The sequence below is a fragment of the Rhodoferax sp. GW822-FHT02A01 genome (genome assembly GCF_038784515.1).
Taxonomy (GTDB): domain Bacteria; phylum Pseudomonadota; class Gammaproteobacteria; order Burkholderiales; family Burkholderiaceae_C; genus Allorhodoferax.
Genome location: NZ_CP152376.1, coordinates 2,935,028 through 2,956,263, shown reverse-complemented (window position 1 = coordinate 2,956,263; position 21,236 = coordinate 2,935,028). Strand labels below are relative to the sequence as shown.

The following is a 21,236-nucleotide window of genomic DNA, read 5'->3' as shown; positions in this document are numbered from 1 at the left end:
TCTGAAAAGCAAGCGGGGGCCCACAGGCCCCGCTATGAAATGACTATGGGCACTGCAAATTTGCGGGTTGCAGATGCGCCAAGCCAGTATAGCCAACAGGGGCAATCCCCCCTGTGCGACCACAGTATCCAAACTGTGCACACATTTCAGGTGCCGTATTCGTCCCTGACGGTCTCATCCAGATGCCGGGTATCGGCCCAGCCGACCAGCGTCAGCGCGTCGGGTGTCCAGAGCAGGCGGTTGATGGCGGCGTTGCCCAGCTCCCAACTGCGGGGAGCGCTGACACTTTGGCGCGTGGCCAGGCGATACAGCATGTCCATCACGCCACCGTGCGAAACCAGCACGATCTGCCCACCCAGGTGGCGCGCGGCAATTTCGTTGACGGTCCGCGCCACCCGCTCCATGACCTGCGTCGGGCTCTCGCCGCCTTCCGGTGCAAAGTGTGGGTCACGGATGCGCCAGAGCCTGGACTCTTCGGGCCAGCGCTCTTCAATGGCGGCATAGGTCTGGCCTTCAAACTTGCCAAAGGCACGTTCGCGCAAGCCTTTATGGGTCTGCACCGCCAGGCGTTTTGCCGCAATGGCCTGGGCCGTGCTGTAGGCACGTGAGAGATCACTGGCGTATATGGCATCCACAGGCTCGTCCGCCAGCGCGAGTCCAGCCTGCTGCGCCTGCCAACGGCCCTTGTCGTTCAGCCCGATGTCGAGCTGCCCCTGGATGCGCGTATCCACATTCCAGGCGGTCTCGCCATGGCGTACGGCGATGATGCGGGTGGCAACGGGCATCAGGGCTGCTGAGCCGGGCCTCCCGGCAATTCGATATTCACCTTGCGCGGTCCAGCAGGCGGTTGGGGATAGTCTTGCAGGGCGGCCTGCAGCAGAACCGGCAGCAGATTGCCGCTGTCACTCCAGGTGCCATCAAAGCTGGCGGACGTTTCATACACCACCTGCCCAGATGTCAGCTCACGCATCAGCACATGCACGCCATGCCGGTACCAGACAGGTTCCATCCACGCTCCCATGCCAAAGCCGGCGTGTCTTGCCCAGAAGCCACCCATGCCCCCATAGGAAAACGTGTTCTGCAGCACCAGCACCTGCGCACTCACCTGTACCGAGTAACGCGGCCGGCCTTCTGCGGAAGTGGTCGCTGACTGGGTCAGGCCGACCTGCGCCAGAGCCTTTGCCGCCATGGCTTCCAGCGTGTCCTGCTGCAGCGACTGGGTTTGCGATGGCAGGCGTTCAAAACGATAAGTCGCCGGCCGGACGGCTGCGGTCGTGCCGGTGAAGCTCTGCACGTCGCTGTCGATCATGCGGGTCGTAGAACATCCCGACAACACGGCAAGCGCGAGCACGGCAGCACAACCAGCGATCAGGGCGCGCAAGGACTTCGACATGGTCAGGCCCCAACGACTTGCAAGCCCGGCAGTGCGGGTGCGGGGAACTCTTCTGCATCAAATGCCTTGTCGCCCTCTTCATCGGCAGTACCGGTGGCCTTGACGCCCTTGAAATCAAACAGCTTGGAGTCCATCAGGTGCGAGGGCACCACGTTCTGCAGCGCGGTGAACATGGTCTCGGCGCGCCCGGGGTATTGCTTTTCCCACTCGCGCAGCATGTTGCCGATCTGCACCCGCTGCAGGTTCTGCTGGCTGCCGCACAGGGTGCACGGGATGATGGGGAACTGGCGGTGCGCGGCCCAGCGGATCAGGTCTTTCTCGGCCACATAGGCCAGCGGGCGGATCACCACAAACTCGCCGTTGTCGCTGGTGAGCTTGGGCGGCATGCCCTTGACCTTGCCGCCGAAGAACATGTTGAGGAAGAAGGTCTGCAGCATGTCGTCGCGGTGGTGGCCCAGTGCCAGCTTGTTGCACTTCAGGCGCCGTGCCACGCTGTACAGAATGCCCCGGCGCAACCGGCTGCACAGGCTGCACATGGTCTTGCCTTCGGGGATGTTGCGCTTGACGATGGAATAGGTGTCCTGCGTCTCGATGTGGAACTCCACCCCCAGATTTTTCAGGTACTCGGGCAGGATGTGGTCGGGAAAGCCCGGCTGCTTCTGGTCCAGGTTGACCGCCACGATCTCGAAGCGGATCGGCGCGCGCTGCTGCATCTTGAGCAGGATGTCGAGCATGCCGTAGCTGTCCTTGCCACCCGACATGCAGACCATGATGCGGTCGCCCTCCTCGATCATGTTGTAGTCGATGATGGCCTGGCCCATCTGGCGGCACAGGCGCTTTTCCAGCTTGTGGGTTTCGCGTTCTATCTTCGCCTGCTTGTCCGTACTCACCGCAGGCGCTTCGTCCTCAACCCACACAGCATTCATTTCACATCTCCTTGCGGCACAGTGGCCCAGTTTCCGGTTTCCATGCGAATGGCCACTTCGCAATCGTCAAAAATTTCCAGCTTGGCAATCTTCACCCGCGCACCGATCACGCCCGGCAACTGCATCAGGCGGTGGGTGAGTTTGCCGATCAAGGTTTCCAGCAGATTGACGTGCTCGGACGTGCACTCGTCAATGATGATCTGGCGTACCTTGCGGTAGTCCAGCACATGGTTGATCTCATCGTCCTTAGGCAGCAGCGGCTGGCAGCCCAGGCACAGTTCGGCGTCCACCTGGATCGGTTGCGGTTCGCTGATTTCAGACTCCAGTATGCCCAGACTGGCGTCAAAACGCAGGCCGGTAAGGGTGAGGGTCTGGTTGCCGGTGGCGTGCGTCATACAGTGTCTTTCATTCGGAAAACCTCCACCCCCACCGCCGCCGTGTCCGCGTACACATCGGGCTTGCAGCTCGACAGGCGCACGGCCATCACCCGCGGATGGGCCAGCATGCGGCTGGCCAGGTCATCGCACAGGGTTTCCTGCAATTCCACGTGGCCGGTGCTCACACGCTGGGCAATGATTTCGCGCACAAAGTCGTAGTCCACCACTTCCGACAGCTGGTCGGCTTGAGGGGTGGACAGGGCATAGGGCACGAAGAGTTCCACGTTGAAGATCACACGCTGTGGCCGCATCTTCTCGAAGTCATGGGCACCGATCTGCACCAGCACCTCATGGTCCCGCAAGAAGATCCGACGGCAGGTCAGCGCAAGCCGGGTTAGGGGGTCTTGGTTCATGTTGAGGAAGCCAAATTGTCCTGGACCGCATACATCACATCCCGCCTCAGAGGGACCAGATGTTGTCCATTGTCGACACACAGCGTGGTTCCGGTGATGCAGGGGTTTTCTGCCAAGAACACGCAGGTCTGCGCCACCCTTGCCGGATCGAGCGCGCTTTGCATCAGGTTGACCCGTGACGCCTGGTCAAAGTTTTCCTGCGTCTGCGGACCGCTCAGGAACATCAAGCCCGGCGCCACACCACAGACCCGCAGGCGCGGCGCCAGGGCCTGTGCCTGCAGCGCCACGCTGCGCTCCAAAGCCAACTTGCTCACGGTGTAGCTGAAGTAGTCGGGGTTGAGGTTGAACACTTTCTGGTCCAGCACATGCAGGATGCTGCACGCACCCGGTGCTGCATCCGCCGGCAACTGCTGCGCCATCAACGAGGATAGCGACAGCGGTGCGATCAGGTTGACCTCCATCTGGCGACGTACCGAATCGATGTCCAACCGGGCCGCGGCGTCTTCCTCAAACATGGAAGCATTGTTCACCAGGCAGTGCAATGGGCCGCTTTCCTGGGCAATGTGCGTCATCATGCGCTGGCGCTCGGCCTCGCTGGCCAGATCGGCCTGTACCGCGTGGGCTGCAAAACCTTGGGTGCGCAAGGATTCAACCAGCGCCTGTGCCTGTATGTCTGAGCGCTGGTAATGGCACCAGACCTCCCAGCCCGCCTGCGCAAACGCGCGGCATAGCAAGGCGCCGAGGCGCTGCGCGCCGCCGGTCACCAGCACGCGCCGGGGTTGTGTGAACGCGGACATGCTAACGGCGGCCATGGCGACGCACCGGTTCTGCTGGCGGTTCCGGCGGCAGCGCCGGAGCCTGCGGCTTGTCCTTGGGCAATTCCTCTTCCACCAGCAAGGTGGTGCCGCTGATGCTGCCTTCCTGCAAGGCCAGCAGTACCGCGGCCTTGGTGTCGAGGTCGGTGCTGCGGTGGTGGCTGGGCACCGCGGCACTGCGCTCGGCCAGCTTTTCGCCACGCAGCAGGGGCTGGTGTTGGCCCATGATGGGCGCCACGCCCACCACACGCACCAGGGGGCTGAGAGCCAGAGCCAGCATGGAATTGGCCGCATCCAGTGCCGCCTTGGACAGGGTGTAAGAGACAAAATCCGGTGTCTGGTTCCACAGCTTCTGGTCCAGCAGATTGACCACCACACCGCGCAGGTCTGGCTGGCGCACTTGGCGTTCCGAGATGTGGGTGTGCAGCGCCTGGCTGATCAGGATAGCTGCACCCGCGTTGCTGCGCATGTGCTTTTCCATGGCGGCGAAGCTGAAGGTGGCCGCTGTGTCATGCTCAAAGGTAGAGGCACAGTTCACCACCGCGTCCACCTGCCCAAAGGCTTCGATCACGTTGGGCAGCAGATTGCGCACCGCCGTCTCGTTGCCCAGGTTGGAGCGAAAGGCCTGCGCGCCTGGGGTGAGACGCGCACAGTCGGCCACCGTCTGGCGTGCCTCTTCCACCGAATCGCGGTAATGCACGGCCACGCGCCAGCCGTGGGCGGCGAGCTTGAGCGCAATTTCACGGCCCAGGCGCTTGGCAGCGCCCGTGACCAATACGGCTGGCGGCAACACGGTGGGGGAGGCGGGGGCAGGCATTGAGGGACAATCCGACGCTGTTATGACAACAACCCCGAGTTTACCCACCCCCCCTCTTTCCCCGGAAGCCGTCGGTCTTTTGGCTGCCTTGCAGGCGCGCATTGCCGCCGAAATGGAGCAGGCCGGCGGCTGGCTGGGGTTTGACCGCTTCATGGCGCTGGCGCTATACGAGCCGGGCCTGGGCTACTACGCCAACGGCTCCACCAAATTCGGCACCCTGCCCCAGGGCACGCTGGAAGCGGACGGCAACCTCAAGGGCGCGGGTAGTGACTTTGTGACCGCACCGGAAATGACGCCCCTGTTTGGCTACGCGCTGGCGCAACAGGTGGCGCAGGCGCTGCAGGCCACGGGCACGACGGACATCTGGGAATTCGGTGCCGGCACGGGCGCCTTGGCCTTGCAGCTGCTCACCGCACTGAAAGCCATGGGCCAGCCGGTGCAGCGCTACACCATCGTGGACCTGTCGGAATGCCTGAAAGAGCGGCAACGCCACACCCTGCGTGAGCACCTGGATACCGTGCAATGGGTCAGCGAATTGCCCCCAAGCTTTAGCGGTGTGGTGGTCGGCAATGAAGTGCTGGATGCCATGCCGGTGACCCTGCTGTCACGGGTGCAGGGCCAGTGGTTCGAGCGCGGCGTAAGCCAGAAGGACGGCCAGTGGGTCTGGGAAGACCGCCCCACCGCGCTGCGACCGCCCCTAGAAATCGAAGGCCCGCACGACTACCTGACCGAAATCCATCCGCAGGCACACGCTTTTGTGCACACCCTGGCCGACTGGCTGCAACGGGGCGCGGCGTTCTTTCTGGACTATGGTTTTCCGGAAGCGGAGTACTACCACCCCCAGCGCCACATGGGTACGGTGATGTGCCACCGCGCCCACCGGGCCGACAGCAACCCGCTGGATGCGGTGGGCCTGAAAGACATCACGGCCCACGTCGATTTCACCGGCATCGCCGTGGCCGCGCAGGACGCCGGGCTGGAAGTGCTGGGCTATACCAGCCAGGCACATTTCCTGATGAACTGTGGCCTGATCGACCTGATGCAGAACGCCCCACTGCCCGAGCGCGCCGCGGCGCAAAAGCTGGTGATGGAACACGAGATGGGCGAGCTCTTCAAGGTCATTGGGCTGGTCAAAGGTCCGGTGTTTGAGGCCGTGGGATTTGCCCGTGGTGACCGTACCCACAGGCTCTGATCGCAGTTTGCAAATAAGTGCTTTTTGGGTAACCCGCAAGTAACCCAAACAGCGCTTGCCGGGTTAGCATCGCAGGGGGCGTTTCAACACCCTTTTTTGACCCGCAATCCGTAATATCCACGCAAGCCCATGAGCAGCATCACACGCACCCAAACCATCGAACGAACCATGCGTCCCTGGGGCTGGTACGAAACGATTTCCGAAGAGTCGGGGAACAAGGTCAAGCGCATCGGCGTGCACCCCGGCCAGCAGCTCAGCCTGCAACGTCACGCCCAGCGTGCTGAACACTGGGTCGTGACGCGGGGCACGGCCACGGTGACGCTGGACGACTCCGTTTTTGAACTTCCCCCAGGCGGGCATTGCGACATCGCCCTGGGACAGGTTCATCGACTGGCCAACCGCACGCAGGAGCCGGTGGAAATCGTGGAAGTGCAGTTTGGCAGCTATCTGGGCGAAGACGATATCGAGCGTCTGCAGGACGATTACGGCCGCACCTAAAACAACAAGAGCACATCGATCGGGAAGACACATGAACCACACCACCCACGAACCCAGAATCCATTTGCCCGAGGGTAGCCCTACCCTGGCCTGTGTCGACATTGGCGGCACCAAAGTGGCCGTCAGCATGGCCGACCACCGTGGCGTACTGGGCAAGGTGGCCGAGCCCACGGCCAAGGAAGGCAACAATGACGCGCTGGGACGGCAAATCATCCGCATGATCGGTGAGAGCTGCGCGCTGGCAGGCGTTCCCGTAGACAGCGTGGGCTCGGTAGGCGTTTCGTCCTGCGGCCCGTTTGTGCTCAATGACGGGCTGGTGGAACTGGCCGCACCCAATATCTGCGGTGGTCTGGCCGGCAAGGCGCGTGGACTGCCCAACGACTGGATGAGCGCGCTGCTGGAAGCCCCGCTGCGCGACGCCTTCAAGAACGTGCGCGTGGAAAACGACGGCGTTGGTGCGTTGGAGGCGGAACGTCGCTGGGGCGCGCTCAAGGGCGTACGCAATTGCGCCTACGTGACCTGGAGTACCGGCATCGGCATGGGCCTGTGCGTGGACGGGCACATTCTGCGCGGCAAGAATGGCAACGCGGGCCATGGCGGCCACATCTTTGTCAGCGACAACGACGACGCACTGTGCGGCTGCGGAATGATTGGCGATGTGGAGGCACTCATTGCCGGCAATTCCATTCCCCGGCGGTTTGCCTCCCAGGGCTATGCCGACGCCTCCGTACTCTTCACCGCAGCACGCAGCGGCGACCAGCGTGCCATCGACATCATCGACTCGCTGTGCCATGTGATGGGGCGTGCCCTGTTCAACATCACCGCGCTGCTGGACCTGCAGCGTATCTCCCTGGGTGGCAGCGTGTTCTGGCACAACCAGGACTACCTGCTGCCCCGTCTGCAGGCCTTCATGCACGGCAAGTTGCCCGCGCTCACCAACGGGCTGGAAATTGTTCCGGCTGGGCTGGGCGAGCGTGTGGGGGACTTTGCGGCACTGGCCCTGGTGATGAAATAGGGGGCCTGATCAGGTCAGGCCGGGTGCCAACTTGAACATGGCAACGGTTTGTACCTGCTCATGTGCCTGATTCTTCAGGCTTGAGGCTGCGGCAGCCATCTCTTCCACCAAGGCCGCATTCTGTTGCGTGACTTGGTCCATCTGGTTGATGGCTTCGCCAATTTGTGCGACACCCTGGCTCTGTTCGTTGCTGGACGAACTGATTTCTCCCATGATGTCCGTCACGCGACGGATGCTGCTCACCACCTCCGTCATGGTTTCGCCAGCCTTGTCCACAAGGGCCGTTCCCTGCTCGACGCGCTCCACACTGGTATTGATGAGCGTCTTGATTTCCTTGGCAGCCTCGGCACTGCGACCAGCCAATGAGCGCACCTCGCTGGCCACGACTGCAAAACCACGGCCTTGCTCACCGGCACGCGCTGCCTCCACTGCCGCGTTGAGCGCCAAGATATTGGTCTGGAATGCGATGCCGTCAATGACACTGATGATGTCGCTGATCTTGCGGCTGGATTCGTTGATGCCCTTCATGGTTTCGACCACCTGCCCCACCACTTCACCGCCAGACACCGCCACGTTGGAGGCCTGCTGTGCAAGCTGGTTGGCCTGACGCGCACTGTCGGCGTTTTGCTTGACGGTGGATCCCATCTCTTCCATGGAAGCGGCTGTTTGCTCCAATGCGCTGGCCTGATGTTCCGTGCGCGAACTCAGGTCGCTGTTGCCATGTGCAATTTCGGCGCTTGCCGTTGCAACCCCTTGGGAGCCCTGCCGCACCTTGCCCACCACTTCAGCAAGACTGGCGCGCATGCGCTCCATGGACGCAAGCAGACTGGTAGCGGGACCATTGACTTCAATGGCCATGCTCAGATCGCCAGAGGCAATGAGATTGACCACGTCGGAGGCGTACTGCGGCTCCCCACCCAACTGCTTTTGTATGGATCGAAAGAGCATGGTTCCCAATGCGCCCATGAACAGCAGAATCACGCCACCGATGGCCAGATACTTGTAGGCGTACGACATGAACGCCGCATCCAGATCGTCAACAAATACGCCGTTGCCAACAACCCAGTTCCACGGCTCGAAGCGAATCGCACCCAGCAGTTTGGGAACGGGCGTCTTGGTTGCATCACCAGGGCGCGCCACATACGCGATCATGTAGACCCGGTCGGACTTGGAGAGTTCATCGACATAGATGTCGGACGTCATTCGTCCATCCGAAGTCTTGGACCCCTTGTCGACCTTGCCGATGCGACTCGCATCCGCATGGACCAGCATCTGGTTGTCCATGGTCCGAACAAAGATGTAGTCGTCATCGTGACGCAGGCCGGACAGCGCTTCCTTGGCCTGGGTTTGTGCTTCTTCGCGGCTCAGCTTTCCACTGGCCTCCAGTTTCTGGTAGCGCTCGAGTACACCGCGACTGAGCAGCGCAACCTTGTGAATCTCTTCCTGGCGGCTCTCATACAGATTCTGACGCAGTGCATACAGGCCGAAGGCGCTGCTCAACACGATGCCCAAAAGTGCCGCTGCGATGATGAGCAGGATTCTGTTGCGCAATTTCATATTCAATGTCCCATTCGCCGAATCCATTCCGGTGTGAGAGCACCATAGCGCACTTTGTCGATATTGGAAGTACTTGTTTCCCCTACGGTAGGCTCAAGCTTCGCGCACCTTGAATCAGCCCCATCAACTTGCCTTTTTTGCAAAGCAGTACTGCACTGATCCCTGCCTGGGCATTGTTGCGCGCCGCCAAGTCAAGCACTTCCGGCAGATCACGTCCGTACTCATTAACCATCGTGCTTTCCAATATGAGGCTCACCACACCCATATCGTCCCCCGTGAGTAAGGCTGCCAACCCAGGGCTGTAAATCACTTACGAAGACAAGGTGCGCAACGTTGATGCTCTACGAACCGGCGAATGTGATGGCGCGATAACTGTTTGGGACCCTGAACACCGCGACTGTGCCCACTAGCTCTTCAGCTTGTGATTTCAATCCACTGGCAGCTGCAGCCATCTGTTCGACCAAAGCTGCATTTTGTTGCGTCATTTGGTCCATTTTCTGGATCGTTTCTTCTACCTGATTCACGCCAGAGGCTTGTCTTCCACTTGCCGAGCTGATCTCGCTCATGATGTTGGTGACGCGGTCAATTGCGCTTACAACTTCAGCCATGGTGGCGCCCGCCAGGTCAACCAATTTCGATCCCTGGTCCACGCGGACCACACTGGTATGGATGAGATTTTTTATTTCCTTGGCCGCATCGGCACTGCGCCCAGCCAGGTTGCGAACTTCAGACGCAACAACCGCAAAGCCCCTTCCTTGTTCACCCGCACGTGCGGCCTCTACAGCCGCATTCAGGGCCAGAATATTGGTCTGAAATGCGATGCCATCAATGACACCAATAATTTCGGAAATCCTTCGGGAACTTTCGTTAATTTCCTTCATTGTGGCGATCACCTGGGTTACTACTTGTCCACCCCTTGCGGCCACCGCCGAGGCGCTATGGGCCAGTTGATTGGCTTGCTCGGCGCTTTCGGCATTTTGAGAAACCGCTGCGCTGAGATGCCCCATCGATGCAGCCGATTGCTCTACCGAGCTGGCCTGCACTTCTGTCCTTACGGACAACTCGTGGTTCCCCTGCGCAATTTCACCGCTGGCATTTGCCAACATATCTGCGTTGTCCCGAACCTTCAACACGACCCGCCCCAGACTCATCTGCATGTCGTGCAAAGCCCGGAGCATTTCAGCCATTTCACTTTCGCCGGAGAATGAAATCTCTTCGCTCATGTCACCGGTGGCAACGCGTTTGGCAATGGCGACCGCCTGACGTATGGGTACGGAAATGGCACCAATGAGCAGCCACGCAGATGCGACAGTTCCTGCAATGACCAAGGCCACTGCAATCGCGAAGCTGCGCATGTTTCTCTGATAGCTCGTGTTGACCTGCTGAAACTCTTCACTTGAATGATCCAGTTGCAATTGCACCAGAACATTGATCTGCTTTGACATCGCATTGACCAGGTCATTCAGATCCAGCGCCAACAAACTGGTTTGCATCCGGTCTTTTTTTGCCAGTGCATCCAGCAAATCCGCAATGGCCGGCTTGGATTTCTGTGCCAGTGCCGATGCTTTGTTCAACTCTTGCACATCGCTTTGGCCCTGTAGCGTTGTCGCCAATATCTTCCAATGCGTGTTGATTTCTTCTACGTCTTTTTGGACATCTTTGCCTGCTTCCACCGGATCGCCACGTCCTAAGCCTATTTGGTTGGCCTTGAATTGCACATCCGAGTACAAATCAGTCAACTTCTTCAGGTGCTCCAAAGGTTCCAATCTCTGTAGATAGAGCGTTTCAAGTGCCCGGTTTGACTCTCTGGAAACATAGGCCGCCAGCAGCGCAACAGCTGCTACAAGTGCGATCAGCACAGCGCTTCCAACCGTCAACAGCTTCGAAATTTTTACGTGCCGCAAATGCATTTTTCGGGATCTCTACAAGGCCAGTGAATTCCGTCCTTCGCAAATTCTATTAGTAAATCTATTTGATTTAGATAAGGGTTTACACCATTAAATTGCTGATCTCTTCACCCTCTTCCTGCGAACTACAGACGCTTACCGATACTTTTTTGATTCTGTCGATGTGAGTGCATAAAGAAAACGGCGCCCAAGGCGCCGTCGCAATTCGCTCAAAATCTGCGTGCAATAGCCCGCCTCACCTGGCACTCAGCGCTTGAACTTCAGCGCCAGCACCTTGTCCGCCACACACTGTCCTTGCGGCTTGCCGCCCTCGATGGAAAAGCGGTAGTGGATACCGGCATACAGGCGTGATGCGGCAGCCTCATCGGAAGCGGCCTTGAAGCTCTTGAAAGTGCGTGGTCCCCAGCCGCGGTCGTTGTGGGTATTGTCGGTAAACGCGGTGTTCGCGCCAAACATCTGTTCCAGTACCTTGGAGGCAGCCGCTGACTGCACCGAGTGGCCGGAGGGGTAATCCGGGAACGGAGGCGTAGGCATGAGCGAGGGCGTCCAGTTACTGTCAATGCCCAGTTGAATGTAAGTCACCGGGCGGATCACATTGAGCGTGTACTTCGTGTACCAGCCCGCCACAAACGCATCCGACATGGCCAGGTTCAGCCGCGCAAAGGTTTCTGCAGCAGTGGCAAGGTCGGCTTTGCGGCTCTTCAGAATGTCATTGGCAATATAGGCCCAGTGGCCGCCTGGTGTGGGCGTCTTGCCCGCGTCGTCAGCCCAGTACAGAGCGAACTGGCGCTGCTCTTGTGTGGCAGCAGTGCTGATCTTGTACACCTCCATTCCTTCCTTGTAGAAGGCGGAGCCTGGCTCTTCAGAGTACACAGGTGGCGGGGGCGCGGGGCAGTCTGCCGCGTTCTTGATGACAAAGGGTCGGTTCTGCCCCCAGTAGGGCAGCAAGGCCGGAGCAAAGGCGGGCGGCGTGGCCGACCATTTGCCCGTGCCGCTCGGTGGCACGTAATTGGCCTGGGTGCGACGCAGCGGGCCCCAGGCCTCATGTCCGCCATCGGTGCGCGCCCAGGTCATGATGGCCATGGCCATGAGCTTGCCGAAGGTTTCCGACCGGTTGCTGATGTCGGGTGTGATGGTGTTGGGGTCAAAGTCCTGCGTGTATTTGAGCGGCAGATTGCGCTCCAGCAGATCGATGCGCGCCTTGTTCTCGGCGCTGGCGTTGCTGAACATCATGCGCGTCATGGTGGCCATGGCTGCGTTGGCCACGGTGGGCCAATGCAGGGGCTCATCTGGCTGCGCCCAGGGCAGCGAACTCAGGTCGTTGAGCTGACCGGCTAGGCTCTGGTAGCCCGGCATGCCGGGCACCACCGACTCATACAGAGTGAGCCCGACATAGCCCAGTGCTCGCGCTGCCACCGGCGGACTGAAGCCCGGCGTCTGCTGAATGAGCTGCAGGTCCAGGTAGATCCAGTCATACACCACACCGGAGCCAAAGGCAGAAGCCGGTTTGGCTGCCACGGTCGGGCCGGTCTGGGCATGCAGCACAGGGGCTGCCGTTGCGGAAAACAGGGTCGCCGCCACCATGGCTATCACACGCATCTTCATGGGGCTTTCCAGCTCTGTACGCCGGCCTCACGGTTGAACACATAGAACCCGTCTCCCGATACGCCCTGCCAATCGCTCCATTCGCCATGCGGCCATTGCACGCGTACCTTCACATCCTTGGATTCACCCAGACCGAAGTGCATCCAGCCCAGTTGTCCGCTGGCATGGCCACCACCAATGGTGTGCTCTTCGCGGATGATGCGGCCGCCCAGATCCACTTCCACCCAGGCGCCAACAGCATCGCGGTTGCCACCGGCCTGCTGCAGGCGCAGCTGTAGCCAATGCCCCATGGGCGCAGGCTTGTCCACGGTGCCAGAGCCCAGGTTGCGCCACAGCTGGGCCTTGTCCCAACGGTTGACCACCACCATGTCGAGCAGGCCATCGCCGTTCAGGTCGACCAGCATGCCGCCGCGTCCGCGCCGGAAGCTGGCCACGCCGGCCTGCTGCCCCACTTCGGTGAAGTGACCGTCGGACTCCTGCAGCAACAGGTCGTTGGGATCGAGAATGGCGAAGTCAGGCATGGTGGACACATTGCCCTTGACGATGAACAAGTCGGCATAGCCATCGTTGTTCACATCGGCAAACTGCGCGTGCCACGCCGTGCTGGGATGGATATCTCCTCCCACATAGGGCCGGTGCGCCGTAATGCCGCGCTTGTAGGCCTGATCGATGTAGGAAGGTTTGGAAGCATCGCCTTCGAGCTTCTGGAACTTGTTGTCGGCCATGCTGGTGATGAAGACTTCGGGATAGCCATCCCCGTCAATGTCGTGGCTGGCAATGCCCATGCCCCACACCTGCAGGCGTTTCCAGCCCTCTTCGGCGGTGTACTGACGCGCGGGCTGGCCCGGTGTCACCTTCCAGAGTTGCTCCTGTCCTCCCTTGTAGTACTCGCGGTCGTTGCTCACGCGCAAGGACGCCTCGCCGCTGCGGTTCCAGTCGGAGAACAGCATGGACAGCGCGCAGTAGCTGGGCGTGAGCATTTCAGGCGCCGCAAACTTCTTGCCACTGGCGTCAGGCCGCAACAGCATGGCCGGCGTACAGGTGCCCCATGGGAAGTCGGGGCGGCTGCGGTCGTAGTAGCTGCCTATGGCCAGGGTCGGCCAGCTCTGTCCACGCTCCCAGGTGGCCGAGAATGCGGTGTGCCAATCGTTGCTGGCAGGAATGTTCCACATCTCATTGGCGCGCTCGAACTTGCACTGGCCCAGTCCACGGAACACGGCAATCTCGCCTACGCGCAGCACCACCAGGTCCACATTGCCGTCACCATCGATATCAATGGGATAGGCGCCGGTAGCGTTGGTCAACTCCAGGCCGGTGCGCTCTTCCTGCAGCTTGATGGGGCCGCCGCGTGTGCTCTTGTTGCGGTAGAACTTGGACTTATTGACGCCGCCGGTTACGTAGATGGATGGCAATCCACCGCCATCGCAATCAAACACGGCCACTCCGCCCCCCACCATGTATTCGTCCTGCCCCTCGAACCGGATTTGCAGGCCCGCAGCATCGGTCTCTTCAATGAAATGCGGAATGGCAAGTGTTGCCGCATGCAGCCCACTGGTCGCCGCAAACGCGAGCAGTGACGCAAGGAGTGGGAGACGTGGCTTGTGCATGGTGTGTTTGCAGTTGTTAAACGTTGACCCAGGCCCCGGTCTTTTCGGACGCAAACAAGGCGTCGATGACGCGCATATTCAGAATGGCATCTTCCACGCCGTAAGGCAACGCGATGTCGCCACGTACGGCACGCGAAAAGGCATCCACTTCCAGCGTGTACATGTCGCAGGCTGGAATCACTTCGGCACTGGTGGAGCCACCATCCAGCCGCGCACCGTCGTCGGTATAGACCTTGGTGCTGCCGCCCAGCGGTGCGTTGAACGGGATCTCGATCTCGATGCGCTTCTTGGTGCCACACACCTGCACACGCTGGTAGGGCACGCTCTGGGTCGACACGGTGAAGTCCAGTCGGCGGCCTTCACCGAAATCCACCAGGGCGCTGACCATGCGGTCGGTCTTGAAATCCGGATCACGGTCGACCAGGGCGATAACCCGTTTCGGTTCGGCACCGAACAGGAAGCGCCCGGTGACGATCGGATAGCAGCCGATGTCATACAGCGCACCACCACCAATATCTGCCTGGTTGCGGACATTGCCCGGGTCGCGGTTGAAATACGAGAAATAGGTATGGATGGACCGCAGCTCACCCACCTCACCACTGCGCACACGCTCGCGCACCGATAGCCATTGCGGATGGAAGCGCACCATGAAGGCTTCCATGATGTGCACCTTGCCTGCCACGGCGCGCAGCTGTTCTGCCTCCTTGGCATTCAATGCAACCGGTTTCTCACACAGCACGTGCTTGCCCGCACGCGCTGCCGCCAGCGTCATGGGTACATGCTCGTGGTTGGGCAGCGGGTTGTAGATGGCTTCGATTTCCGGGTCGGCCAACAGCGCTTCGTAGCTGCCATAGGCCTTGGGGATGCCCAGGCGGTCAGCCAGCGCTCGGCCCTTGTCCAGCGAGCGTGAGCCGATGGCGCGTACTTCGCAGTGTTCGCTTTTGAGCATGGCAGGGATCACCTTCTCCCAGCCAATCTTGGCCGTGCTCAGCACGCCCCATACGACTTTTTTCATGGCGACTCAGATAAAGGAGTTCAGCAAGTTTTCGATGTGCTCCTGGCGGCCGGACACCGGGCGGGTGTCGGTGTTGTGTTCCAGCACACGGGCCGCCACAGCATCCAGGCTCAGCTTGCCACCCAGCAGATCCTTGCCGAAGTCGGTGTTCCAGCCGGCATAGCGCTCTTCGGTAATCTTGGCAAAGCGGCCATCGGTGATCATGGCGTCGGCAATCAGCAGCGCACGGGCCGAAACATCCATGGCACCAATGTGGCCGTGGAACATGTCTTCCGGGTCGATGGACTGGCGACGCACCTTGCTGTCGAAGTTCAGACCACCCGTGGTGAAACCGCCGCTCTTGAGGATGTAGTACATGGCCAGTGCCGTCTCGGGAATGTTGTTGGGGAACTGGTCGGTGTCCCACTGGCATTGCATGTCGCCGCGGTTCATGTCGATGGAGCCGAAGATGCCCAGATCAATGGCGCTGACGATTTCGTGCTCGAAGCTGTGGCCGGCCAGGGTGGCGTGGTTGGCTTCGATATTGACCTTGACTTCCTTTTCCAGGCCGTGCTTGAGCAGGAAGCCGTAGACGGTTGCGACGTCAAAGTCGTACTGGTGCTTGGAGGGTTCGCGGGGCTTGGGTTCCAGCAGGATGGCGCCCTTGAAGCCGATCTTGTGCTTGTACTCCACCACCATGTTGAGGAAGCGACCCATCTGGTCGAGCTCCTGGCCCATGCGGGTGTTGATGAGCGTCTCGTAGCCTTCGCGACCACCCCAGAGCACATAGTTCTCGCCGCCCAGCTTGAGCGTGGCATCCATGGCTTCCTTCACCTGCAGGGCGCCCAGGGCAAAGATTTCGGGGTTGGGATTGGTAGCAGCGCCCGACATGAAGCGGCGGTGCGAGAAAAGATTGGCCGTACCCCACAGCAGCTTCATGCCGGTGTCTTGTTGCTTGCGTGCCAGCACGTCCACCATGGCGTGCAGATTGGCCACGCTCTCGCGCGGCGTGCTGCCCTCGGGTGCCACGTCACGGTCGTGGAAGCAGTAGTACGGGGCGCCCAGCTTCTGGAAGAAGTCGAATGCGTTGTCGGCTTTGGCCTTGGCTGCGGCCATGGGGTCGCTTATGTGCTGCCAGGGGCGCTCGAAGGTGCCGTCATAGCCGAACGGATCGAAGCCGTTCCAGCAGAAGCTGTGCCAGTAGCACACGGCAAAGCGCAGATGGTCTTCCATGCGTTTGCCGGCGACGATGCGGTCCTTGTCGTACCACTTGAAGCTCAGCGGCTCCTGCGATTGCTGGCCAGCGTAACGGATGGGGGCGATGGCGTCGAAATAATTGCTCATGGTGATTCCTTGGGGTGTAGCGATGGAAACCATCGGATAGGGATGGGGAGGCGCTGTCTAATGCAGCGCTTTGAGTGCGGGATAAATGGCCTGGAAGCGTGCATAGCGTGGCGCCAACAAGGCCTGCTCTGCTGCGTCCGGACGATAACTGCGGGTGACGGCGGGTTGGGTGCACACTTGCTCCAGCGTTGCGCCAGTAGCCAGCCAGCCCAGTCGCGCTGCGCCCAGGGCACCGCCAGCGGCGGAGTCGGCATGGGTCACGATCTCGACGTTCAGCGAGGAAGCCAGTTGCTGCGCCCACATGGCACTGCGTGCGCCGCCACCCACCAACGAGAGACGCGTGACGTTACTGCCAGCCTTTTTGAGTGCGTTAAGGCCATCGGTCAGACCAAAGGTCACGCCTTCAATCACCGAATAGGCCAATGCAGCCTGGCTGGTGCTGTGGCTGATGTGGTGAAAACTGGCGCGAATGACGGCGTCGTTGTGTGGTGTGCGTTCACCGCTGAGATAAGGCAGGAACAGCGGCGCATCGGCGCGGCTGGCAAAGTCGAGCCCGCTGGCCTGTTGCTCCAGCGCGGATTCGGAAGGCGCACCCAACGCCTGCTTGGCCCACTGCAGGCAGCTGGCGGCCGACAGCATCACGCTCATCTGGTGCCAGCGCTCGGGCACAGCATGGCAGAAGGCATGGGTGGCGCTGCTGGCGTTGGGCGCAAAGCGTGGCGTCACGACAAACAACACACCGCTGGTACCCAGCGACAGGAAGCCCTCGCCCGCGTTCACGGCGCCCATGCCCACGGCACTGGAGGCGTTGTCACCGGCGCCGCCGGCCACGACGATGCCGGGCTTCAGGCCCAGCGCGGAAGCCGCCGACGGGCTTAGTGCGCCGCCAGGCGCGCTGCCCTCCACCACGTGCGGCATCTGCACTTCGCTCAGACGCGTCAGTGCCAGCAGCTCGGGAGACCACGCGCGATTGGCCACATCCAGCCAGGCTGTGCCGCTGGCGTCCGACAAATCGGTGATGTGCTCACCCGTGAGCATCAGACGCACGTAGTCCTTGGGTAGCAGCACCTTGGACACCTGCGAGAAAACCTGCGGCTCGTGCTTGGCCACCCAGCGCAGCTTGGGCGCGGTAAAGCCCGGCATGATGAGACTGCCTGCAAGCTGGGCCGCCGCTGGCAGCTCAGCCATCATCTCTTCGCACTCCAGCGCGCTGCGGGTATCGTTCCACAAAATGGCGGGGCGCAGCACCCGGTTGGCCGAGTCCAACAACACGGCGCCATGCATCTGGCCGGACAGGCCGATGGCACGCACCGCCTGGTATTCCTGCGGATGGTTTTGCTGCAACGTCTTGAGCGCCTTGCCAGTGGCGCTCCACCAGCTGGCCGGGTCCTGCTCGCTGTGGCCCGGGTGGGGACGTGATACTTCGAGCGTGGAGCCAGCCGTACCAATGGTGCGGTGCTGGTCGTCCAGCAGCAGCACCTTCACTTCGGAGGTGCCGACATCAATTCCCAGATACATGGTTCGATTCTTTGAGTAGGGGTCGCAAAAATTGGTGCAATACCAGGGCCGCAGCGCCTACCGCAGCAGCCTGCAGGCCGTAGCGTGCGGACCGCACCACCGGTGCGCGCATGCCTGCTGTCTGCGCATAGGCCAGCTGGGTGTTGCGGGCAATTTCCACCAATGACGGGTTGTCAACGCAGGAGCGCCCACCTATGACGATGACGTGCGGATTGAACATGGCATCCAAGTTCTGCAGCAGCACGCCCAGGTATTCACCGGCCTGTGCTACGCCGTTCTTGCGGGCGAGTGCGCGGGCTCCGATAAAGGCTTCGGCACAGCCCTTGCGTCCACAGGAGCACAGCGGGCCGTTGACTTGCAGAATGCTGTGGCCCACTTCGCCAGCGGTGCCCAGAAAGCCGGTAAACAGGCGATCATTGAGCACGATGCCGGCGCCCACGCCCACATCGCAATTGATGAAGATGAGCGCGTCATCGCCAGAGTCGCCGAACTCGTATTCACCCAGCGCTGCGGCATCGGCATCGTTCTGCAAATGAATGTTGGCCGGCGCGATGCCCGCATGGGCAAATTCGGCGGACAGCATGGACAGGAACGGTACGTCGCGCCAGCCCAGGTTGGGCGCCAGACGCACGATGCCACTGCCGTCTTCCACAGCACCAGGCAGGCACACGCCCACACCGGAGAGCAACAATTGCTTTTCCTTGAGCTGCTTGCACAGCGCACGCACCAGCTTGCCCGCCTGCTTGCAGGCGCTGGCCGGGCGCTTGTCCGGAAGCTCCACCTCGGTCTGCGACAGCACGTCACCGCACAGCGAGACACAGACCACGCGTAGGCAATCCACCGCAATCTCAACGCCGATCAGCACACGTTTGTGGTTGTCGATGTTGAGCGGCGTGGAAGGTCGCCCCATGCCCTGGGACGCCACCGGTGCATCGGCCTCTGTGAGCCAATGCTCATCCAACAGCTCACGCACCAGGGCGCTCACAGTGGACTTGGTCAGGCCGCTCAAATGCGCCAAGCGGGCCCGGGAAAGGTCTGGCTGGCTACGGATCAAGCGCAGCAATACGCTGCGGTTGATCCGCTTGAGCAGTTGCAAATCTCCCGTCGTTTTCATGCGGTTTCAGCCGGTTCTTATGGATCTATGGTCAAGCAACACTTAGCGCGCAGGACGTTCAGTCTGGGGCTTGCCTTCGGGCTTCTTGCCCAGAATGATCATGCCCAGCACTTCGTCTTCGGTCACATCCTGGGTACGGTAGGTACCCACCAGCTTGCCGTTCTTCATGACCGACAAGCGGTCGCTCAGCGCAAACACGTCGTGCATGTCATGGCTGATCAGGAAAATGCCCACGCCTTCGGCCTTGAGCTGCTCGATCAGCTTGGCCACCATGGCGGTCTCTTCCGGTCCCAGTGCCGCGGTGGGCTCATCCATGATCAGGATCTGGGCGTTGAAGTAGATGGCCCGCGAAATGGCCACCACCTGACGCTGACCACCGGAGAGGCGGCGCACTGGCGTGTGGTAATTCTTGAAGTTCTTGTTCAGGCGCTGGAACACCTTGCGGGCGTCCGCGTCCATGCGGTGGTCGTCCAGCGTGTTCCACTTGGTCAGCAGTTCGCGTCCCAGGAACAGGTTGGCCACCGAATCCAGGTTGTCGGCAAGGGCCAGCGTCTGGTAGATGGACTCGATGCCCACGGCCTGCGCATCGGCAGGTGTGCGGATGTGCGACTTCTCGCCATTGATGATGACCTCGCCGCTGTCGATGGGGTAGGCACCGGCCAGCATCTTCATGAGCGTGGACTTGCCTGCGCCGTTGTGGCCCAGCACGGCCACCACTTCACCGGGATAGAGGTTGATTGACACATCGTCCACGGCGTGCACACCACCGAAAGCCTTCTTGATGTTGCGCAGCTCCACCAGGCATTTGTTGGGGTCTGCCTTGGCTCGCTTGGCCGCTGCCTCTGCGTTATGCGATTCGGTGGTCATTGCACGTCTCCTGTCCATTTGCGATAGGCCACGTCAAACACCACCGCAGCGATCAGAACCTGGCCGATGATCACGTAACGGGTACCAATGGATACGTCGAGCAACAGCATGCCGCTGTCAATGCATTGCATGATCAGCGCACCCAGCACCGATCCGACAATGGTGCCGCTACCACCGGCCAGCGCTGTGCCACCGATGACGGTAGCCGCAATCACCAGCAGTTCCAGACTGTTGCCCAGGGAGTTGGTACCGGCATTCAGACGCGAGATGGCCACGATGGCGGCGACGGTGGTCAGTACCGCCAGCAGCAGGAACAGCAGCATGGTGACGCGCTTGACCGGGATACCCACCAGCGCAGCGGCATCCGGATTGCCACCCATGGCAAACACGTAGCGGCCGAAGCGAGTACGGTGAACCAGGAAGGACATGAACAGCGCCACGACTCCCCAGATCAGCACGGGAATGGGAATGCCCTGCGCATCGTCCTTGCTGGGAATCTGGTACGAATTCATCACGGCCACAAAGCCCAGCACGATGACCACGGGAATGAGAGACAACGCCAGATCGATCACGAAAGGATTGGTGGGCACGTCATAGCGCTTCTTGGCGCGGCGCTTGGCCAGCATGGAAAGCAGAATGCCCAGACTGATCACCGCACCCAGCACCCAGCTGGCCGTGGTACCAATGCCACCATTGAAGCCGCCACCCAGCTTGAGGAAGAAAGGATCGCTCAACGGTTGCGTCTTGCCGTCTGCCACCAGATAGGCGGCACCACGGAACGACATCAGGCCGCCCAGGGTCACCACAAAGGATGGCACACCGACGAAGGCCGTCAACGCGCCCTGGTACATGGCCACCACAATCGCAGCCGCCAGGCCGGCCAGACAGGCCGCAGGCCAGGACCAGTGCGAGGTGTACATCAGGAAGGCGATGAGCACACCGACAAAACCCATCACGGAGCCCACCGACAAATCGATGTGCCGGGCCACGATGATCAAGACCATCACCGTGGCAAGAATTCCAACCACAGCGGTCTGCTGTGCAATGTTGTACAGGTTCTCGGCAGAGAAAAAGATGCCGTCTGTCAACACGTTAAAAATGACGGTGATCACCACCAATACTCCGGCCATCAGCACCATGCGCCAATCAACGGCCGAATGTTTCAAGTTCTGTAATGCTTGATTCATTGACTACTCCAAACTTTGCCCTAAATACGAAACCAAAAAAACACCGCGGCAACCAAGCGTTCACCCGGCCCGCGGTGTCGGATTCAAAAT

General features: G+C 60.7%; 21 protein-coding genes. 3 read left to right on the top strand and 18 right to left on the bottom strand.

The window, feature by feature from the left end; translation table 11 throughout:
* Positions 1–146 precede the first annotated feature (146 nt).
* From AAGF34_RS13905 to AAGF34_RS13875, 7 genes are read right to left on the bottom strand one after another with little or no spacing between them, the layout of a single operon-like run.
* The gene (locus AAGF34_RS13905; protein ID WP_342616324.1) at positions 147–785 is read right to left on the bottom strand and encodes a histidine phosphatase family protein; all 639 of its coding nucleotides are present in this window, start codon (positions 783–785) and stop codon (positions 147–149) included.
* Entirely contained in the window at positions 785–1,393 is a 609-nt protein-coding gene (locus AAGF34_RS13900; RefSeq protein WP_342616323.1) for a DUF4136 domain-containing protein, read from the bottom strand. Before AAGF34_RS13900 ends, AAGF34_RS13905 begins: the two co-directional genes overlap by 1 nt.
* Positions 1,394–1,395: 2 nt before the next feature.
* Positions 1,396–2,319 carry a tRNA 2-thiocytidine(32) synthetase TtcA gene (gene ttcA, locus AAGF34_RS13895; protein WP_342616322.1) on the bottom strand — a complete coding sequence of 308 codons (924 nt, stop codon included), beginning with the start codon at positions 2,317–2,319 and terminating at the stop codon, positions 1,396–1,398.
* Positions 2,316–2,714 (bottom strand): dihydroneopterin aldolase, encoded by a 399-nt coding sequence (locus AAGF34_RS13890; RefSeq protein WP_342616321.1) that lies wholly within the window; start codon positions 2,712–2,714, stop codon positions 2,316–2,318. The genes ttcA and AAGF34_RS13890 overlap by 4 nt, the downstream gene beginning before the upstream one ends.
* Entirely contained in the window at positions 2,711–3,109 is a 399-nt protein-coding gene (locus AAGF34_RS13885) for a dihydroneopterin aldolase (RefSeq protein ID WP_342616320.1), read from the bottom strand. Before AAGF34_RS13885 ends, AAGF34_RS13890 begins: the two co-directional genes overlap by 4 nt.
* On the bottom strand, positions 3,106–3,921 hold the full coding sequence (locus tag AAGF34_RS13880; protein ID WP_342616319.1) for an SDR family oxidoreductase: 816 nt from the start codon (positions 3,919–3,921) through the stop codon (positions 3,106–3,108). Before AAGF34_RS13880 ends, AAGF34_RS13885 begins: the two co-directional genes overlap by 4 nt.
* Positions 3,908–4,741, bottom strand: coding sequence for an SDR family NAD(P)-dependent oxidoreductase (locus AAGF34_RS13875; protein WP_342616318.1), 834 nt, complete (start codon positions 4,739–4,741; stop codon positions 3,908–3,910). Before AAGF34_RS13875 ends, AAGF34_RS13880 begins: the two co-directional genes overlap by 14 nt.
* A 112-nt stretch (positions 4,742–4,853) precedes the next feature.
* On the opposite strand from AAGF34_RS13875, the gene AAGF34_RS13870 reads away from it, so the two are divergent.
* The 3 genes from AAGF34_RS13870 to AAGF34_RS13860 all read left to right on the top strand — a co-directional run bounded on the left by AAGF34_RS13870 (position 4,854) and on the right by AAGF34_RS13860 (position 7,446).
* The gene (locus tag AAGF34_RS13870; protein ID WP_342621092.1) at positions 4,854–5,933 is read left to right on the top strand and encodes an SAM-dependent methyltransferase; all 1,080 of its coding nucleotides are present in this window, start codon (positions 4,854–4,856) and stop codon (positions 5,931–5,933) included.
* Positions 5,934–6,062: 129 nt separating this feature from the next.
* Positions 6,063–6,431, top strand: coding sequence for a phosphomannose isomerase type II C-terminal cupin domain (locus tag AAGF34_RS13865; protein ID WP_342616317.1), 369 nt, complete (start codon positions 6,063–6,065; stop codon positions 6,429–6,431).
* A 31-nt stretch (positions 6,432–6,462) separates the two neighbouring features.
* The gene (locus AAGF34_RS13860; protein ID WP_342616316.1) at positions 6,463–7,446 is read left to right on the top strand and encodes an ROK family protein; all 984 of its coding nucleotides are present in this window, start codon (positions 6,463–6,465) and stop codon (positions 7,444–7,446) included.
* Positions 7,447–7,455: 9 nt separating this feature from the next.
* On the opposite strand, the gene AAGF34_RS13855 is transcribed toward AAGF34_RS13860, so the two are convergent.
* The 11 genes from AAGF34_RS13855 to AAGF34_RS13805 form a co-directional block, all read right to left on the bottom strand.
* On the bottom strand, positions 7,456–9,003 hold the full coding sequence (locus AAGF34_RS13855) for a methyl-accepting chemotaxis protein (RefSeq protein ID WP_342616315.1): 1,548 nt from the start codon (positions 9,001–9,003) through the stop codon (positions 7,456–7,458).
* Positions 9,004–9,085: 82 nt separating this feature from the next.
* Complete coding sequence (locus AAGF34_RS13850) at positions 9,086–9,295, bottom strand: hypothetical protein (protein ID WP_342616314.1); 210 nt, start codon at positions 9,293–9,295, stop codon at positions 9,086–9,088.
* Between the two features lie 49 nt (positions 9,296–9,344).
* On the bottom strand, positions 9,345–10,862 hold the full coding sequence (locus tag AAGF34_RS13845) for a methyl-accepting chemotaxis protein (protein ID WP_342616313.1): 1,518 nt from the start codon (positions 10,860–10,862) through the stop codon (positions 9,345–9,347).
* A 294-nt stretch (positions 10,863–11,156) separates the two neighbouring features.
* On the bottom strand, positions 11,157–12,515 hold the full coding sequence (locus AAGF34_RS13840) for a vanadium-dependent haloperoxidase (protein WP_342616312.1): 1,359 nt from the start codon (positions 12,513–12,515) through the stop codon (positions 11,157–11,159).
* On the bottom strand, positions 12,512–14,122 hold the full coding sequence (locus AAGF34_RS13835) for a CRTAC1 family protein (RefSeq protein ID WP_342616311.1): 1,611 nt from the start codon (positions 14,120–14,122) through the stop codon (positions 12,512–12,514). The genes AAGF34_RS13840 and AAGF34_RS13835 overlap by 4 nt, the downstream gene beginning before the upstream one ends.
* Positions 14,123–14,138: 16 nt before the next feature.
* Complete coding sequence (locus AAGF34_RS13830) at positions 14,139–15,137, bottom strand: Gfo/Idh/MocA family oxidoreductase (RefSeq protein WP_342616310.1); 999 nt, start codon at positions 15,135–15,137, stop codon at positions 14,139–14,141.
* A gap of 6 nt (positions 15,138–15,143) precedes the next feature.
* On the bottom strand, positions 15,144–16,460 hold the full coding sequence (gene xylA, locus AAGF34_RS13825) for a xylose isomerase (protein ID WP_342616309.1): 1,317 nt from the start codon (positions 16,458–16,460) through the stop codon (positions 15,144–15,146).
* Between the two features lie 57 nt (positions 16,461–16,517).
* Positions 16,518–17,978 carry a xylulokinase gene (gene xylB, locus AAGF34_RS13820; protein WP_342616308.1) on the bottom strand — a complete coding sequence of 487 codons (1,461 nt, stop codon included), beginning with the start codon at positions 17,976–17,978 and terminating at the stop codon, positions 16,518–16,520.
* Positions 17,962–19,092, bottom strand: coding sequence for an ROK family transcriptional regulator (locus AAGF34_RS13815; protein WP_342616307.1), 1,131 nt, complete (start codon positions 19,090–19,092; stop codon positions 17,962–17,964). The genes xylB and AAGF34_RS13815 overlap by 17 nt, the downstream gene beginning before the upstream one ends.
* Positions 19,093–19,134: 42 nt before the next feature.
* Positions 19,135–19,959, bottom strand: a complete 825-nt coding sequence (locus AAGF34_RS13810; RefSeq protein ID WP_342616306.1) for an ATP-binding cassette domain-containing protein — start codon at positions 19,957–19,959, stop codon at positions 19,135–19,137.
* Positions 19,956–21,146, bottom strand: coding sequence for an ABC transporter permease (locus AAGF34_RS13805; protein ID WP_342616305.1), 1,191 nt, complete (start codon positions 21,144–21,146; stop codon positions 19,956–19,958). The genes AAGF34_RS13810 and AAGF34_RS13805 overlap by 4 nt, the downstream gene beginning before the upstream one ends.
* Between the last annotated feature and the right edge of the window lie 90 nt (positions 21,147–21,236).

Bases quoted from the DNA above. Each gene is read 5' to 3' on its own strand.
- AAGF34_RS13905 (WP_342616324.1), bottom strand. From the start codon at position 785: ATGCCCGTTGCCACCCGCATCATCGCCGTACGCCATGGCGAGACCGCC.
- AAGF34_RS13900 (WP_342616323.1), bottom strand. From the start codon at position 1,393: ATGTCGAAGTCCTTGCGCGCCCTGATCGCTGGTTGTGCTGCCGTGCTC.
- ttcA (WP_342616322.1), bottom strand. From the start codon at position 2,319: ATGAATGCTGTGTGGGTTGAGGACGAAGCGCCTGCGGTGAGTACGGAC.
- AAGF34_RS13890 (WP_342616321.1), bottom strand. From the start codon at position 2,714: ATGACGCACGCCACCGGCAACCAGACCCTCACCCTTACCGGCCTGCGT.
- AAGF34_RS13885 (WP_342616320.1), bottom strand. From the start codon at position 3,109: ATGAACCAAGACCCCCTAACCCGGCTTGCGCTGACCTGCCGTCGGATC.
- AAGF34_RS13880 (WP_342616319.1), bottom strand. From the start codon at position 3,921: ATGGCCGCCGTTAGCATGTCCGCGTTCACACAACCCCGGCGCGTGCTG.
- AAGF34_RS13875 (WP_342616318.1), bottom strand. From the start codon at position 4,741: ATGCCTGCCCCCGCCTCCCCCACCGTGTTGCCGCCAGCCGTATTGGTC.
- AAGF34_RS13870 (WP_342621092.1), top strand. From the start codon at position 4,854: ATGGAGCAGGCCGGCGGCTGGCTGGGGTTTGACCGCTTCATGGCGCTG.
- AAGF34_RS13865 (WP_342616317.1), top strand. From the start codon at position 6,063: ATGAGCAGCATCACACGCACCCAAACCATCGAACGAACCATGCGTCCC.
- AAGF34_RS13860 (WP_342616316.1), top strand. From the start codon at position 6,463: ATGAACCACACCACCCACGAACCCAGAATCCATTTGCCCGAGGGTAGC.
- AAGF34_RS13855 (WP_342616315.1), bottom strand. From the start codon at position 9,003: ATGAAATTGCGCAACAGAATCCTGCTCATCATCGCAGCGGCACTTTTG.
- AAGF34_RS13840 (WP_342616312.1), bottom strand. From the start codon at position 12,515: ATGAAGATGCGTGTGATAGCCATGGTGGCGGCGACCCTGTTTTCCGCA.
- AAGF34_RS13835 (WP_342616311.1), bottom strand. From the start codon at position 14,122: ATGCACAAGCCACGTCTCCCACTCCTTGCGTCACTGCTCGCGTTTGCG.
- AAGF34_RS13830 (WP_342616310.1), bottom strand. From the start codon at position 15,137: ATGAAAAAAGTCGTATGGGGCGTGCTGAGCACGGCCAAGATTGGCTGG.
- xylA (WP_342616309.1), bottom strand. From the start codon at position 16,460: ATGAGCAATTATTTCGACGCCATCGCCCCCATCCGTTACGCTGGCCAG.
- xylB (WP_342616308.1), bottom strand. From the start codon at position 17,978: ATGTATCTGGGAATTGATGTCGGCACCTCCGAAGTGAAGGTGCTGCTG.
- AAGF34_RS13815 (WP_342616307.1), bottom strand. From the start codon at position 19,092: ATGAAAACGACGGGAGATTTGCAACTGCTCAAGCGGATCAACCGCAGC.
- AAGF34_RS13810 (WP_342616306.1), bottom strand. From the start codon at position 19,959: ATGACCACCGAATCGCATAACGCAGAGGCAGCGGCCAAGCGAGCCAAG.
- AAGF34_RS13805 (WP_342616305.1), bottom strand. From the start codon at position 21,146: ATGAATCAAGCATTACAGAACTTGAAACATTCGGCCGTTGATTGGCGC.